General features: G+C 59.1%; 15 protein-coding genes and 2 pseudogenes. 7 read left to right on the top strand and 10 right to left on the bottom strand.

The features are described from left to right. Window positions 1-2 precede the first annotated feature (2 nt). From NMD14_12880 to NMD14_12860, 5 genes are all read right to left on the bottom strand, one after another. A complete protein-coding gene (locus NMD14_12880; protein XEI31669.1) occupies window positions 3-1,541 on the bottom strand; it encodes an inactive transglutaminase family protein in 1,539 nt (512 codons plus the stop codon). A gap of 3 nt (window positions 1,542-1,544) precedes the next feature. Then, window positions 1,545-2,303: an ATP-dependent zinc protease gene (locus NMD14_12875; GenBank protein ID XEI34762.1), complete on the bottom strand. Its 759-nt coding sequence runs from the start codon at window positions 2,301-2,303 to the stop codon at window positions 1,545-1,547. An 82-nt stretch (window positions 2,304-2,385) separates the two neighbouring features. Next, window positions 2,386-3,363 carry a tRNA 5-methoxyuridine(34)/uridine 5-oxyacetic acid(34) synthase CmoB gene (gene cmoB / locus NMD14_12870; GenBank protein XEI31668.1) on the bottom strand — a complete coding sequence of 326 codons (978 nt, stop codon included), beginning with the start codon at window positions 3,361-3,363 and terminating at the stop codon, window positions 2,386-2,388. Next, window positions 3,360-4,106, bottom strand: a complete 747-nt coding sequence (gene cmoA, locus NMD14_12865) for a carboxy-S-adenosyl-L-methionine synthase CmoA (protein XEI31667.1) — start codon at window positions 4,104-4,106, stop codon at window positions 3,360-3,362. Before cmoA ends, cmoB begins: the two co-directional genes overlap by 4 nt. 275 nt (window positions 4,107-4,381) lie before the next feature. Then, window positions 4,382-5,230, bottom strand: coding sequence for a DUF72 domain-containing protein (locus tag NMD14_12860; protein XEI31666.1), 849 nt, complete (start codon window positions 5,228-5,230; stop codon window positions 4,382-4,384). 162 nt (window positions 5,231-5,392) lie between these two features. Between NMD14_12860 and NMD14_12855 the strand changes: the two genes are divergently transcribed. The 3 genes from NMD14_12855 (at window position 5,393) to NMD14_12845 (ending at window position 8,286) form a co-directional block, all read left to right on the top strand. Next, entirely contained in the window at window positions 5,393-5,644 is a 252-nt protein-coding gene (locus tag NMD14_12855) for a zinc ribbon domain-containing protein (GenBank protein XEI31665.1), read from the top strand. 32 nt (window positions 5,645-5,676) lie between these two features. After that, complete coding sequence (gene aspS / locus NMD14_12850; GenBank protein ID XEI31664.1) at window positions 5,677-7,443, top strand: aspartate--tRNA ligase; 1,767 nt, start codon at window positions 5,677-5,679, stop codon at window positions 7,441-7,443. 102 nt (window positions 7,444-7,545) lie between these two features. Continuing rightward, complete coding sequence (locus NMD14_12845; GenBank protein ID XEI31663.1) at window positions 7,546-8,286, top strand: YebC/PmpR family DNA-binding transcriptional regulator; 741 nt, start codon at window positions 7,546-7,548, stop codon at window positions 8,284-8,286. A 221-nt stretch (window positions 8,287-8,507) separates the two neighbouring features. Here NMD14_12845 and NMD14_12840 read toward each other — a convergent pair whose 3' ends face one another. Continuing rightward, entirely contained in the window at window positions 8,508-8,888 is a 381-nt protein-coding gene (locus NMD14_12840; GenBank protein XEI31662.1) for a diacylglycerol kinase, read from the bottom strand. A gap of 167 nt (window positions 8,889-9,055) precedes the next feature. Between NMD14_12840 and NMD14_12835 the strand changes: the two genes are divergently transcribed. Both NMD14_12835 and NMD14_12830 read left to right on the top strand, forming a co-directional pair. Further along, window positions 9,056-10,123, top strand: coding sequence for a 3-deoxy-7-phosphoheptulonate synthase (locus NMD14_12835; GenBank protein XEI31661.1), 1,068 nt, complete (start codon window positions 9,056-9,058; stop codon window positions 10,121-10,123). Window positions 10,124-10,259: 136 nt separating this feature from the next. Then, window positions 10,260-10,379 (top strand): annotated as a pseudogene (locus NMD14_12830) (3-deoxy-7-phosphoheptulonate synthase). Window positions 10,380-10,629: 250 nt separating this feature from the next. Here NMD14_12830 and NMD14_12825 read toward each other — a convergent pair. The 4 genes and pseudogenes from NMD14_12825 to NMD14_12810 all read right to left on the bottom strand — a co-directional run bounded on the left by NMD14_12825 (window position 10,630) and on the right by NMD14_12810 (window position 14,045). Further along, window positions 10,630-11,828 (bottom strand): annotated as a pseudogene (locus tag NMD14_12825) (ISL3 family transposase). Between the two features lie 97 nt (window positions 11,829-11,925). Then, window positions 11,926-12,723 carry an ATP-binding cassette domain-containing protein gene (locus tag NMD14_12820; protein XEI34761.1) on the bottom strand — a complete coding sequence of 266 codons (798 nt, stop codon included), beginning with the start codon at window positions 12,721-12,723 and terminating at the stop codon, window positions 11,926-11,928. A gap of 53 nt (window positions 12,724-12,776) precedes the next feature. Beyond that, entirely contained in the window at window positions 12,777-13,784 is a 1,008-nt protein-coding gene (gene btuC / locus NMD14_12815; GenBank protein ID XEI31660.1) for a vitamin B12 ABC transporter permease BtuC, read from the bottom strand. Between the two features lie 108 nt (window positions 13,785-13,892). After that, window positions 13,893-14,045 carry a hypothetical protein gene (locus tag NMD14_12810; protein ID XEI31659.1) on the bottom strand — a complete coding sequence of 51 codons (153 nt, stop codon included), beginning with the start codon at window positions 14,043-14,045 and terminating at the stop codon, window positions 13,893-13,895. 113 nt (window positions 14,046-14,158) lie between these two features. On the opposite strand from NMD14_12810, the gene NMD14_12805 reads away from it, so the two are divergent. Beyond that, window positions 14,159-14,515 (top strand): DMT family protein, encoded by a 357-nt coding sequence (locus tag NMD14_12805; GenBank protein XEI31658.1) that lies wholly within the window; start codon window positions 14,159-14,161, stop codon window positions 14,513-14,515. Window positions 14,516-14,572: 57 nt separating this feature from the next. Beyond that, a complete protein-coding gene (gene tapW / locus NMD14_12800; GenBank protein XEI31657.1) occupies window positions 14,573-15,712 on the top strand; it encodes a type IVa pilus ATPase TapW in 1,140 nt (379 codons plus the stop codon). Window positions 15,713-15,763: the final 51 nt, after the last annotated feature.

Below are 15,763 nucleotides of genomic sequence, written 5' to 3'. Positions count from 1 at the left end.
GGTTACTTGTCCTTACCCGGGGTGACGCCAGATTTCATCTCGTCCACCAGCGGCTTGAAGCGTTTCAGTTCGCTCAACTTGTAGCCGGTGTAGTTACCCATCAACAGCACGGTCGCCATCAGCACCAGCTGCAGGCCGAGGAAGTTGAAGGTGAGGTGACGGATCAGTTCGTTATCCATGGCCAGATAGGCGATGACGGCCACCAGCAGAGAGCCACCACCTTGGCGGAACACCTCTTTCGGGCCCTCTTCTTCCCACAGGATGGACATCCGCTCTATGGTCCAGGAGAGGATGATCATCGGGAAGAAGGTGATCTTCATACCGTCGGTCAGCCCCAGCTTGAAGGCGAGCGCGGAGAAGATACCGATCATCGAGATAACCATGATGATGATGGCCGATATTCGGGCGACCAGCAGCAGGTTGAGCCGCGACAGATAGGAGCGGATCACCAGACCGGTGCCGACGATCAGCAAGAAGCCCACCAGACCGGTGATCAGCTGGGTCTGGATAAAGGCGACCGCGATCAGCACCGGCATGAAGGTACCGGAGGTCTTGATCCCCACCAGAACCCGCAGGAACACCACCATCAGCACGCCGATCGGGATCAGCAGCAAGCCCTTGAACAGAGTCTGCTCTTCCAGCGGCAGGCTGTGGATGGAGAAATTCATTATCTCCGATTTTTCAAACTTCTGCGCCAGTGCCACGCTGACCGGCTGTTCCTGCTCGATCATCGAGAAGCTGACACGGGAGTTGTGACCACCGGTCACCTCTAGCAGCGCGCCGGAGTTGTATTCCCACAGCAGCAGATTGGCCGGACGACCCTGTTCACCGGTTTGCGGGTTGAACAGCTTGTAGTCGGTCGGGCTGTTGAACACCTGCAGGTAATCCACCAGCTCCTGACGACGGCGACCATCTTCCAGGCTCAGCGCGTGAACGACACGGGTTGGCACGTCAGCATTGTTGAGCAGCTCGGCGATCAAGTTGGCGCGGGTCTTGTGCTTTTTCAGCAACTCGGCGTTCTGCTCCTGCTTCTCGATCTCCTTGATGATCTCGCGAGTCAGGGTGTAGCCATCGGCGGAGCGCTCCTGCGCCCGCTCGAGGATCTGCTTCATCGCGGTGGCGTAAGGTTCACTCTCGATCTGCTTCTCGATGGCGGGCGGCTGCGGATTGGCGGCCGGTTTGGCGTGGGCATCCGCCATCATGTCGACGCGGTAGTAGAGCTCCTGACGGCCAGACGCGGTGCGGATAGACCACTCGGCGCGGGCATCGCCACCTTTCTCGACAAAGGAGAGGCCGTAACCCGGGCTGGCGGCGTTCTCGTTCATCAGGGTGAAACCGGGCTGGGTGCCCGGAATGGCCAGGGAGGCGATCACCGGCTCACCGGTGGCCTCGAACTCCAGCTTGGCTTCGATGGACCAGATCTGGCGCTTTTCACCGGGCGTCAGCGGCACATCCAACGCGATATGGTGATAAATCGTCATCCCCAGGCCGACAATGTACAGCAGGGCCACCAGCAAATAGAACGGCTTACGGGAAACCATGGATTATTTCACATCCTTGAGCTTGGGTTTGGGTTGGATATACTCGCGGGCCACATCGACCACGGCGATGTCTTTCAAAAATTCGCGACCCAGCAGCACAGGGAAGGTCATGTCGCTACGGTCTTTCAGGGTAAATTCGGCTTTCTCGGTCATGTCGCCAATGCGCACGGCCAGACGGACTACCGGACGGCGGTCAAGATCGTCGGCAGAGGCCTGACGCACCCGCACATGGCGTACCAGCGGCGCTTCGATCTGGATCTTGTCGTCCGCTTCCTGATGGCTCAGGAAGAAGCGTACCCAGTTTTTGCCGTTGCGCTCGAAAATGGTGATCTCCTGCGCACTGATGGAGGAGGTGGTCGCACCGGTATCGACCCGCGCCTGGAAGGCGTCGTTGGCCGCATCAACCCAGATCCACTCGGCTTCACCCACCATCAGCTTGCCATCGATGGTGTGACCCTGATTGGGGGTCGGGCACTTCTCGATGGGGATGGCCATCGGCTTGGGCGGCTCGGCGGGAAGGGTGGCGAGCTTGTGGTCTACTTGCTTGACGGACTCTTTCATGTTGGTGACATCTGTGTTGAGCTGAACCAGCAGGTGCTGTTGCTGCACATACTGTTTCTGTTGCTGTTCCATGGATGTTTGCAGGCGTTGTTCGCTCAGACTTATCTCGTTGCGAAGCTCGGCCAGCGTCAGGGTCGGAACCGGGGGCGCTTTTTCCATACTGACACACCCGCCGAGACTAAGCAGGGAGAGCAGGGTCATTCCTTTTAATTTGCTTTTCATGTCATTCATTTAACTGTGCTTCCTGGAATGGGGTCAGTGTAACTTCCACAAGCGCCATCGGCTAGTCTTTGGCCTTGCGGGCAATCAGTACGGCACGTTTCGGCGCCGGGTATCCTTCTACCGTGAGTGCCGGATTGTCTGAGTCCAGATAATCACTCAGGGATTCATTGATCATCCAGTCGGTACGACGCTGTTCGTCGGTGCTGGTCATATTCTCGTCTACTATCCGCACGTCGGTAAAGCCGCAGCGCTCGACCCACAGTTTGAGCGCAGTGCTGGAGGGAATGAACCAGACGTTGCGCATCTTGCCGTAACGATCGGTGGGCATCAGCACGTCGTTGACCCCGCCGTCAATCACTAGCGTCTCCAGCACCAGCTCGCCATCATCTTTCAATTGATTGCGCAGTTGCTCGATGTGTTCGATGGGGGATTTGCGGTGATAGAGCACCCCCATGGAGAATACGGTGTCAAAAGCGCGCAGCTCCGGCAGTTCTTGAATCCCGAGCGGCAACAGGTGGGCGCGCTGATCATTGCCCGCGAAGTGGCGAATGGCTTCGAACTGGCAGAGGAACAGCGGGCTTGGATCGATGCCGACCGCCAGCTTGGCGCCTTCACCGACCATACGCCAGAGGTGGTAGCCGCTGCCACAGCCCACATCCAGCACGTAACGCCCGTCGAGCGGGCTGATATGGGGCAGCACCCGATCCCACTTCCAGTCGGAGCGCCACTCGGTATCGATATGGATGCCGTGCACGGTGAACGGCCCCTTGCGCCAGGGCATGAAGTGGCGCAGCAGGCTCTCGACCTTCTTGCGCTCCCCTTCACCAAGGCTGTCGGCCCCGCCTATCTCGACCCGGCTTTTCAGCTCGATGTTTTTAGGGGATACCACCGGCAGCTTGTTGAGGGCGCGGTTCCAGCGCGGCAGATCGCCATGCTGGTTGTCATGTTGCCAGGCGTGCAGCTGGGCGGGCAGGGTATGCAGCCAGTGGCTCAGCCGGTTTTTGGCAATCAGTTGATAGAAATTGGCAAAATCGATCATGGCTGGGTGTCGCTGGATTTGATGGCAATCATGGAGCCGAAGTTGAAGCACTGGAACCAGAGATCCTGATGGACGAAACCGGCATCCCGCAGGCGGGCACGGTGGGTCTCCAGGCTGTCGGTGCGCATCACGTTCTCAAGGGCGGTGCGTTTCTGGCTGATCTCCAGCTCGCTGTAGCCATTGGCCCGCTTGAAGTCGAGGTGCAGATCGATGAGCAGCTCGTTGACCGGCTCATCTTCAAAGCGGAACTTCTCGCTCAGGATCAGGATCCCGCCCGGGCGCAGACCATCGTGAATGCGCTGGATCAGGGCACCCCGTTTCTGTGGCTCGACAAATTGCAGGGTGAAGTTGAGCACCACCACGGAGGCATTCTCAATCTCGATGTCGCAGATATCTGCTTCCACCAGTTCCACCGGCACCTCGGATTTGAAACCGGAGAGGTGGGCGCGGGCGCGTTCGATCATCGGGTGAGAGAGATCCACCGCGGTGATGTGGCAACCGGGCTGGTTGATATGGCGTCGCATCGCCTGGGTCGCGGCGCCCAATGAGCAGCCGAGATCATAGAGCCGGCTCATCGGTTGGGCGTAGCGGGCGGCCATCATGCCGATGGCGGAGATGATGTTGCTGTAACCCGGCACCGAGCGCTGGATCATATCGGGAAATACGTCGACGACCTGTTCGTCAAAACAGAAGTCACCCAATCGGGCGATCGGGGCGGCAAAAATTTGATCTTTGGTCTGCATGCTGGCGCAACCTGACAGTCGGAATATCACCGGCTGTATTGTTCAATTGAGTCGTTGGGTGACACCCATCAGAGTAGATGTATCACCTGTTTACGAACGGGGTGGCTGGTCGTGAAATCCGTTGGACCGATCCTGTTCGTATGGGCCATATTCCGGACCCTTACTTGGGGCGGTAGTGTAGAGGATTGATGGCCGTTTGTCTTGACGCCAAGCCCCGTCCAGCCACAAAAAAACGGCTTTTTTTGCAGCGAAATGATGGCCGCAGAATGGGTTGGCTAAAAGCGCAGCACTCCCTGACGCGCGCGATCGTTTTCCCCCGGCCAAGGGGCTATCTGCTGCTCCAGCAAGCGGCTTATCTGGCGGGCCAGCTCAGGTGCCTGGGCGTTGTCGGCAGTATGTATATAGAGGTAGAGATCTTTCCCCTCCGAGAGCCACTGACGCCAGTGGGGGAGCCAGCTGGGCAGGAAGGGGTGATTGGCCGCCGGAACCGGCAGGCCGATAAAGCGCACCATGGGGGAGCTGGCGGTGGCCAGCAGATGGACCGGCAGGCGTGGCTTCTTGCCTTGGGCATCGACAAGGGTTGCCGTAGTTGCTGGCACCGAGAAGAGCGGGCGACTGTCGAGCATCACCCGGTTCACTCCTTGTTCCATCAGTAGCCGGTTCAATGCTCGCTCGGCTTCCCCCTTGGCGAAGAAGTCGGGGTGACGCACTTCGAGGGCATAGTGAAACGCCCGTGGCAGACGCTCGAGAAAGGCCGCCAGTCTGGCCAGTCCTTCCGGGCCGAAACGGGCAGGTAGTTGCAGGGTGAGCAGCCCCAGCTTGTCGTGTAGCGGGGCGAGCAGCCGGATAAAGTCGGTGACTTGCTTGTCGGCGCTCACCAGATCGCTCTGGTGGCTGATGGTTTGCGGAAACTTGAAGTTGAAACGAAAGTGATCGGGCACCGCAGTGGCCCAGCGCTGCACCGTATCCGGCGTTGGCAGGGCGTAGAAGGTGGTGTTGCCCTCCACCGAATTGAACACAGTGGCGTAGTGGGCGAGGTGTTCGGCAGGCTTGGCGCCAAGGCCCAGTAGCTGGCCGGGCCAGCTGGGGTGGGACCACTGTGGTAGGCCCAAATAGAGGCTCATGGTGGCTATTCTCTTCGCTCTGGGTGCATTCGAGCCGATTTTTTGCCCGCTTTTTGCCATCGAGTGCAAAAAACTGGCGAAAGGAGGCTGCTGGCCATTTTACCCAAAAGGGGGTTTTCCTCTATAATGCCAGCCCTTTTGTTTTTCAATTTCTTGTGACCCATGCCTATCTACGAATATCGTTGCGACGTCTGTGGCCATGAATTGGCAAAACTGCAAAAGCTTTCCGATGCCCCCCTGACCGACTGTCCGGCCTGTAGCAAGCCGAATCTGGTCAAGCTGATATCGGCGGCAGGCTTCCGGCTCAAGGGAACCGGATGGTACGAGACTGATTTCAAACCGGGTAAGAAAAAGAATCTGGCCAGCTGTGAGACAGACGGTGCTTGCCAGTCGTGCCCGGCGGCCCAAGGTTAACCGTCTCTCTACAATTTCGAAGGAAGAAGTCCATGCGCTCTATCTATTGCGGACAGGTCAATGAGGCCCATGCAGGGCAGACCATTACATTGTGCGGTTGGGTCCATCGTCGCCGTGATCTCGGCGGTCTGATCTTTATCGATATGCGCGACCGGGAAGGGATCGTTCAGGTGTTCTTCGATCCGGACAAGCCGGACGCGTTCGCGCTGGCCTCCGAGCTGCGCGGCGAGTTCTGCATCCAGGTGACCGGTGTGGTGCGTACCCGTCCGGACTCCCAGCGCAACAGCGACATGGCCACTGGCGCCATCGAAGTGTTCGCCCACGAACTCAACATCATCAACCGTGCCGAGCCGCTGCCGCTGGACTTCAATCAGGTCAACAGCGAAGAGATCAGCCTCAAGTATCGCTACCTGGATCTGCGTCGCCCCGAGATGGCCAAGTACCTGAAGACCCGTGCCAAGGCCAGCGCCTTCGTACGCCGCTTCATGGACGAGCACGGTTTCCTCGATATCGAGACCCCGATGCTGACCAAGGCCACCCCGGAAGGTGCCCGTGACTATCTGGTGCCGAGCCGTGTGCACAAGGGCAAGTTCTACGCTCTGCCGCAATCTCCCCAGCTGTTCAAGCAGCTGCTGATGATGTCCGGCTTCGATCGCTACTACCAGATCGTCAAGTGCTTCCGTGACGAAGACCTGCGTGCCGACCGCCAGCCGGAATTCACCCAGATCGACGTGGAGACCTCCTTCATGACCGCGCCGCAGGTGCGTGAAGTGATGGAAGAGATGATCCGCAAACTGTGGCTGCACATCTTGAACGTGGATCTGGGCGACTTCCCGATCATGACCTTCGACGAAGCCATGCGTCGCTACGGCTCCGACAAGCCGGACCTGCGTCTGCCAATGGAGCTGGTCGATGTGGCAGACCTCTTGACTGCGGTCGAGTTCGCCGTGTTCGCGGGCCCTGCCAACGATCCGAAAGGCCGTGTGGCTGCCCTGAAAGTCCCGGGTGGTGCCGAGCTCTCTCGCAAGCAGATCGACGAATACACCAAGTTTGTCGGCATCTACGGTGCCAAGGGCTTGGCCTGGATGAAGGTCAACCAAGCCGCCAATGGTATCGAAGGTGTGCAGTCTCCGGTTGCCAAGTTCCTCTCTGACGCCATCGTGCGCGAGATCCTGGCTCGTACCGGCGCTGCCGACGGCGACATCATCTTCTTTGGCGCTGACAGCAAGAAAGTGGTCTGCGATGCCATGGGCGCCCTGCGTCTGAAAGTGGGTCGCGATCTGGGCCTGCTGGAGAACAGCTGGAAACCGCTGTGGGTCATCGACTTCCCGATGTTCGAGGAAGATGGTGAAGGTGGTCTGGCCGCCATGCACCACCCGTTCACCGCGCCGAGCAACATGAGCCCGGCCGAGCTGAAAGCCAACCCTGTGGGTGCTTACGCCAACGCCTACGACATGGTGATCAACGGCTACGAAGTGGGTGGCGGCTCTGTCCGTATCCACAACAGCGAGATGCAATCCACCGTGTTCGATATCCTGGGTATCACCCCGGCCGAGCAGCGCCTGAAATTCGGCTTCCTGCTGGATGCCCTGAAGTACGGTACCCCGCCGCACGCCGGTCTGGCCTTCGGTCTGGACCGTCTCAGCATGCTGCTGACCGGCACCGAAAACATTCGGGACGTCATCGCCTTCCCGAAAACGACCGCAGCCGCCTGTCTGATGACAGATGCCCCCAGCCTTGCCAACGCCGCCCAACTGGGTGAGCTGGCGATTGCAACCACCGTCAAGGGCGACGAGTAAGCCGATACCGGCCCCGGAGGCCGCCGCCGTGCGGCCTCTGTGTTTCCCTTGGGTTAGTCATGATCAGTGTTACTGACATTTAAAAAATAACGGAGAGTCTCTATGGCAGGTCACAGTAAATGGGCCAACATCAAACACCGCAAGGCCGCTCAGGACGCCAAGCGTGGCAAGATCTTCACCAAACTGATCCGCGAAATCACTACCTCCGCGCGTCTGGGTGATGCCGATCCGGCCAACAACCCGCGTCTGCGTGCTGCGGTGACTGCCGCCCTGACCAACAACATGACTCGCGACACCATCAACCGTGCTATCCAGCGTGGCGCCGGTGGTGGCGATGGCGAACAGCTCGAGACCATCGTATACGAAGGTTACGGCCCGGCTGGCTCTGCCGTGATGGTAGAGTGCCTGACCGATAACCGTAACCGTACCGTAGCCGAAGTGCGCCACGCCTTCAGCAAGTGCGGTGGCAACCTGGGTACCGATGGCTCCGTTGCCTATCTGTTCAGCAAGAAAGGTCTGCTGACTTTCGTGGGCGTAGACGAAGATGCCCTGATGGATGCCGCGCTGGAAGCGGGCGCCGATGACGTGGTCACCGAAGAGGATGGCACCATCGAGGTTTACACCACCCCGAACGACTTCGGTACCGTGCTGGACGGTCTGGAAGCTGCCGGCTTCAAGGCCCAGAGCGCTGAAGTGACCATGATCCCTTCCACCGAAGCCGAGCTGGATGCTGAAACTGCACCCAAGCTGATGCGTCTGATCGACATGCTGGAAGATCTGGACGACGTGCAAGAGGTGTATCACAACGGCTCCATCTCCGATGAAGTTGCTGCGACTCTCTGATCGCTGAGTCATGCGCTGCGGCCGCTCGCTATATACGGAAATCCCCATGCCTTGCATGGGGATTTTTTTTTAAGCCGATGCCCCGTAAACCCTCGCCCAATCGGGCGGAGAGTTAAGGGGAGCTAATCTGATGCTTTTGTGAGCCCCACCTATGTCTTCAGTGTGTCGATAGTCCCGCTTGCCGCACGTCCGGGAGCAGTCACCAGACCAAGGTTGTGGGCTTACCACCAACCGAGTAGATTGCGCCCCACCAGCGCCCCCCACACCAGCGCATTGAGGGCCAGCGCGATAAAGACAGCGGCAGAGCCCAAATCTTTGGCGCGGCCGGAGAGCTCATGATGCTCGGAGCCCACCCTGTCAACCACCGCTTCGATGGCAGAGTTGAGGATCTCGACGATCACCACCAGCCAGCTGATGACGACCAGCAGCAGGATCTGGTTGAGTGAATCCCCCAGCCAGAAGGCCAGCGGCATCAACAACAGGATCAGGATCAGCTCCTGCCGAAAGGCCGCCTCGTTGATCCAGGCTGATTTGAGCCCCTTCATGCTGTAACCGGTTGCGTTGATGATGCGGGTGATCCCGGTTGCCCCTGGCTTTGCCACGATAACTACCTCATTTTAAATGGCTTTTGGGTTCATATCCTAACAGAGCCAGCAATGGTTTCCATCAAGGGTGTTTTGCTTTATTTTATCCCTCTGCCTTTTCGGCACTTCATTTGTCAGGGCCCGTCACATGACGACCCACACCACCCATTCGAGAATTGAGTTGTATGTCCATTCACACAGATGAATTGCGCACCCGTCGCCTAGAGTCACTGATCACTCCGAGCGAGCTTGCACACGCGTTTCCGATCACCGATACCATTGCCCAGAATCTGCTGGATGCCCGTCGCGAAGTGGAAGCCATTCTGGCCGGAGACGATCAGCGCCTGCTGGTCATCGTCGGCCCCTGCTCCATCCATGATCCCGCTGCTGCTCGCGAGTATGCCCAGCGCCTCAACGCCCTGCGCGAGCAGTATAAAGATAGCCTCTGCATCGTGATGCGCACCTACTTCGAGAAGCCGCGCACCATCGTCGGCTGGAAAGGGCTCATCAACGATCCGCGCCTCGATGGCAGTTTTGATGTCAACGAAGGGCTGAAACTGGCGCGCAAACTGCTGGTCGACATCAACGAGATCGGCATGCCCACCGCCACCGAGTTCCTCGATATGGTGACCGGCCAGTATATTGCCGACCTCATCACCTGGGGCGCCATCGGCGCACGTACCACCGAATCCCAGGTACACCGCGAGATGGCTTCGGCCCTCTCCTGCCCGGTCGGCTTCAAGAACGGCACCGACGGCAATACCCGCATCGCCATCGATGCGGTGCGCGCCGCCCGTCACAGCCACATCTTCTATTCGCCGGACAAGGACGGCAAGATGACCATCTACCGCACCGCCGGTAACCCCTTTGGTCATGTGATCCTGCGTGGTGGCCACAGGCCCAACTACGACACCGCCAGTGTCGATGAAGCGTGTGAAGCGCTGGCCGATGTGGGCCTGCCGGAGCGTCTGGTGGTCGATTTCAGCCACGGCAACAGTATGAAGGATCACCGCCGTCAGCTGCTGGTGGCGCAAGATATCTGCGATCAGCTGCGCCGCGGTCGTACCGGCATCGCCGGCATCATGGCTGAAAGCTTCCTGGTGGAAGGGCGTCAGGATGTGGAGAACGGCTGCGCCGCCACCTTTGGCCAGAGCATCACCGATGCCTGCCTCTCATGGAGCGACACCGAAACCCTGTTGGCCATGCTGGCAGAGGCCGCCCGGGTACGGTTGAACAAAGCAAACCTGCGGTAACGGCTGCGTCATCACCCTTCGGCCAGAGCATCACAGATGCCTGCCTGTCGTGGAGCGACACCGAAACCCTGTTGGCCATGCTGGCAGAGGCCGCCCGGGTACGGTTGAACAAAGCAAACCTGCGGTAACGGCTGCGTCATCACCCTTCGGCCAGAGCATCACAGATGCCTGCCTGTCGTGGAGCGACACCGAAACCCTGTTGGCCATGCTGGCAGAGGCCGCCTGGGTACGGTTGAACAAAGCAAACCTGCGGTAACGGCTGCGTCATCACCCTTCGGCCAGAGCATCACAGATGCCTGCCTGTCGTGGAGCGACACCGAAATCCTGCTGGCGATGCTGGCCGAGGCGGCGCGGGTGCGCCTGAGCAAACAGGCTTGAACTGCGAATAAAACCAAAGGGGCCGGTATTTTTGATACCGGCCCCTTCTTCTTGCTGTCGGCCGATTACGCTTCGCTAATCGACCCTACATGCGCGCTCTTTCCTATACACCCTACTTACAAACTGGTTCATCGCGTCTTTCCGGGGAAGGCGGCCTTGATTTTCAGGAAAAAGTATTCTGAGTCCCGAAATCCATAAGCCATGCGTTTGATCACTTTGATCCGATTATTCACGCCCTCCAGCAGGCTGGTGTGCATGGGAAAGATTGCGCTGGCCAAAATCCCCCGGGTGTAACGGCGAAGGTTTTTGGCAAAACGCTCTAAGGGCTCCAGGCCACTTTCCTTCGCTTGCCGCATCCAGGCCTTCCATCGTCGCCAACCTTCCCTGACACTCGGGGCGTACCAGATTTCCTTCAGGGCCTCCTTGAGAACATATGCTGTCGCCAAGGGCTTATTGGCTTCCAATAGCTCTTGTAATTTCACCGCCTGGTCTTCCTTGAGATTTTCTCGATTGCGCAGGAATAGCCAACGCGCCAGCTTGACGACCTTGCGAGCCGGCTTGTCATGCTTTAATGCATTGGCTTGATCCACCCGAATTCGGTCGAGCACTTTGCGGCCATAACCGGCCACCACATGGAACAAGTCATACACCACCTCGGCCTGTGGACAGTGCTGTTTCACTTCCAGATCGAAGGCGGAGTTCATGTCCATGGCCACCGCTTCAATCTGTTGGCATCGTTCGCCCATCAGCTCGAAAAAGGGGCGAATAGCCTCTCGGCTGTTGCCATGCCCCACCCACAAAACGCGAGTCCGTTCAGCATCCATGATCACTGTGGCATAGCGGTGGCCTTTATGCAGGGCGAATTCATCCATCACCAGCCGCCGCACCGAGCCGGGCTCAAAGGTGCCAACACTGGCCTGTAGCCGACGCTTGTCGATGGCCTTGATGGTATGCCAGTGCAGTCCGGTGAGCTGGCTGATATGACTGATAGGCATCAGCTCAAGCAAGGCCTCTACCCAGCGCAGCAATCGCTGTGTCAGCCGGGAGCTGGGGGTAACCAATCGATATGCTCAGAAACCCGACCACAGCGCAGGCAGTCAACCCGACGGACGGGGACTTGCAGATGTACGCGAAGTTCAAGGAGGTCACGGTCACGAACCGTGCGCATTCGGCGGTCATGGATGAGTGGACAGGGCTGATGGCACTGACCACAGAGCGGTAGATGATTGGCGAGAGGCTCAAGAGCCAATGTGATTTGTGTGGCAGAGCGGCGATGGACAGAAACGTCGTAACCTGGCCAGAACGAGGCAAAATCAATATGATGCATAGCGACAGCAGGGTAAGGGAGTCGGGTTGTTTGGCGACTACCAGTTTACCCGAACCCTGTCTGTCAACTTACTCTTCCCCACGCTTCCGCGAAGAACCTACAAACTGGGCATAAACCACACGCGCCCTGCCGCTTCGATGCGGTCGGTGCGGATCTGGAATACCTGCGCCAGCAGCACCTCATCCACCAGCTCGACGCCCCCTTCGCGCACCACCGCGCCCCCTTGCAGGCAGAGAATGCGGTCGGCCCAGTCGATGGCCAGATTGATATCGTGGAGGGCGAGCACCACCAGTAAACCCTGACCGGCCAGGGTTTTCAGCAGCCGTAGCAGCGCCAGCTGATGATGCAGGTCGAGCCCCGCCAGCGGCTCATCCAGCAGCAGCACCTTGCCGGTCGGATTGAGGCTCGGCCACACCTGCAGCAGGGTGCGGGCAATCAGCACCCGCTGCTGCTCACCGCCCGACAACCGGCTGAAGTCTCGGGCCAGCAAAGCCTCCAGCTCCAGCGCCTCACACAGTGCGTTTATCGCCTCGTTTTGTCTGGCGGGGGCAACCGCCTCATTGAGCCCCAGGCTCAGCACCTGAAACACCGGAATATGAAACAGTTGAGGCTGGCGCTGGGGCAGCATGGTGCGCCGTTTGGCCAACTCGGGCCAGCTCAGGTCAGTGAGTACTTCCCCTCCCAGCAAGACGGTGCCCTCAGCTGGCAAGATCCCCGCCAATGCACCGAGCAGGGTCGACTTGCCACTGCCATTGGGACCGAGCAGCGCCACCAGCTGGCCGTCATGCCAGCGCAGATCGAGGGGGGAGAGCCGCCCGGCAATGGCGAGTGCGCGCGCCTCCAGCCGCGACGCAGCAGCACGAGAAGCAACAGGCGTGAGATCAGCGGGCGACATCGGCATCTTGCCTCAATAACGTGTAAATAAGGAGACTGTGCGCCCCGACCAAATCATGCAGCATCATCGGCAGTTTGCCTCAATAGCAGGTAGATAAAGAGCGGTGCCCCTACCGAAGCGGTGATGACGCCGATGGGCAGCTCACCGGCACTGAGGGCTGAGCGCGCTAACAGATCGGCGGCCAGCAGCAGGGCTCCGCCGCCAAGCGCCGAGGCAGGCAGCAGGAAGCGCTGATCGCTGCCACCACAGAGCCGCAGCAGATGGGGCACTACCAGCCCGACAAAGCCAATGACGCCGCACAGCGACACCGCCACACCAGTCAGCAGGCAAACCGCCAGCACCAGCCGCACCCGCATCTTGTCAACATCCATCCCCATCAGGCGGGCCTGGGTCTCCCCCAGCAACAACTGTTGCAGCGCCTTGCCCTGCCAGCAGAGCCAGCCCAGGGTGAGCGGCAGTACCAGCCACCACCAGGCAAACTGCTGGCTGCCGTAAGAGAGGCTGCCCATCATCCAGAACATGAATTCACGCAAGGAGCCATCATCGGCAAAGTACATCAGCCAAGTCATGGCAGCATTGGTAAGAATACCGATCGCCACGCCAAACAACAGCAAGCGGGCATGGCCGAGACGGGCGCGGCGTGCCAGCCGAATGAGCAACATGGTCACCAGCAGGGCGCCCGCAAAGGCCGCCAGCGACAGCCCCCAGCCGGGCAGATAGAGGCCAAGAGATTTGGCCACCGCCATCGCCACCATGGCGGCCAGTCCTGCTCCGCTTGAGACGCCGAGCAGACCGGGTTCAGCCACCGGATTGTGCAACATCACCTGCAGCACGGCGCCGCCACAAGCAAGCGCTGCGCCAGCCAAGAGGGCCAGCAAGGCGCGCGGCAGACGCAACTCCAGCAGAATGCGCTGTTCGAGATCGCCAAGGGGCTGCCAGGGCAGTAGTACAAATTCGCCCCAGACGAGGGAGAAGAGAAACAACAGCAGCGTCAGCAGCGTCAGGCCACAGAGCCAGCGCCGCTGCCAGCGCTGCTGACGGGCGATAAGGGAGAGGTACAAGGATGATCCCCGACAATAACAAGGCTTCATCCCCGGCCCTGTCGCAGCGCCGGGGGAAAGCAGGAAAAGGGCATGATAACAGTGGCTTGCCACCCAAGGTCAAGGTTGTTAACGCTTGGCCATCACGCTTATCTCACCGCTGGTCACCTGATTTTGCAGCGCTACCAGCAAGGGCTGGCGCAGCAATTGGTGAGGTGAGTGCTTGCTCATTCCCAGATAGAGGGTCATCGGCGTGGCGGGGCGATAGCCCGCCTTGTCCATACCGTTGCATACCTCGCACGGCCTGCTCCTGTTGGTTAAAAATACCCTCCAGCACCACGTATGAAAAGCCGTGGTTCAGGGATAAAATGCGTCGGATTTTTAAGGAGAACCCTATGAACCCGATTTTCGCCAGTATCGGCCTGCTGCTGTGCAGCAACGTCTTTATGACCTTCGCCTGGTACGCTCATCTCAAGAGCATGAACCACAAACCCTGGATCATTGCTGCGTTGGTGAGCTGGGGCATCGCCCTGTTCGAATACCTGCTGCAAGTGCCCGCCAACCGCATCGGCCATACGGTGATGAGCGTGGGTCAGCTGAAAATCTTGCAAGAAGTGATCACACTCACTGTCTTCGTCCCCTTCTCTATCTTTTATCTCAAAGAAGATCTGAAATGGGACTACCTCTGGGCAGGGCTCTGCATTCTCGGTGCGGTCTTTTTTGTCTTTCGCGAGAAACTGACCGGCGCCTGACGCTGTACACTCAATATCATCCTGCTCATGGCATCTCATTGATCGAAGAGGCAAAAAATGGAATTGCGAGACATGTTACAGATCCTGGCCAAACAGGATGGCTCAGACCTCTATTTGTCGACTGGCGCCCCTCCCTGTGCCAAATTCAACGGCGGTCTGCGCCCCTTGAACGACACACCGCTGGCGCCGGGAGAAGTGGCGCGGATCGCCGCCGAGATCATGGATGGCGAGCAGAAGCTGCAGTTCGAGAAGGATCTGGAGATGAACCTCGCCATCTCCCTGCACCAGATCGGCCGCTTTCGGGTCAACATCTTCAAGCAGCGCAACGAAGTCTCCCTGGTAGCGCGCAATATCAAGACCGAAATCCCCCGCTTTGAAGATCTCAAGCTCCCGTCGGTGTTGCTCGACACCATCATGGAGAAACGAGGCCTGGTGCTGTTTGTCGGCGGCACCGGCTCGGGCAAATCGACCTCGCTGGCGGCGCTTATCGACCATCGCAACCGCAACAGCGGCGGCCACATCATCACCATCGAGGATCCGGTGGAGTTCGTTCATCGCCACCGCAAGAGCATCATCAATCAGCGGGAGGTCGGGGTGGATACCCGCAGCTTCCACGCCGCGCTGAAAAACACCCTGCGTCAGGCGCCGGATGTGATCCTCATCGGTGAAATTCGCGATCGCGAAACCATGGAGCATGCGCTGGCCTTCTCCGAAACCGGCCACCTTGCCATCTCCACCCTGCACGCCAACAACGCCAACCAGGCGTTGGATCGTATTATCAACTTCTTCCCCGAGGAGCGCCGTCCGCAACTACTCAATGATCTGGGCAATAACCTCAAGGCCTTTGTCTCCCAGCGGCTGGTGAAAACCACCGATGGTGGCCGCCGGGCCGCAGTGGAGATCATGCTGGGCACCCACACCATCCGCGACATGATCAAGCGCGGTGAATTTGGCGGCCTCAAAGAGGTGATGGAGAAATCCAAGGCCCTCGGCATGGTCACCTTCGACAGTGCCCTGTTCGATCTGGTGGTGGAAGGGGTGATTGAGGAGGAGGAGGCGGTGAAGAACGCCGACTCGGCCAACAACCTGCGCCTCAAGATCAAGCTGTGGAAGGATAAAGGGCAAATTGCCAGCAGCAGCGATGCCACCGGCTGGAGCCTGGAACCCACCAAGGACGAGAAGGGCGATTTTTTCTAACCTGCCCCCTCGCGAACCCCGGGCCCCCCCGGGGTTCTCTTTATCGCGCAC

Origin of the sequence: Aeromonas veronii, assembly GCA_041319085.1 — a bacterium.
GTDB classification, from domain to species: domain Bacteria; phylum Pseudomonadota; class Gammaproteobacteria; order Enterobacterales; family Aeromonadaceae; genus Aeromonas; species Aeromonas veronii_F.
Note: the sequence above shows the minus strand (reverse complement) of the source record. Positions and strands in the feature narration are given on the sequence as shown.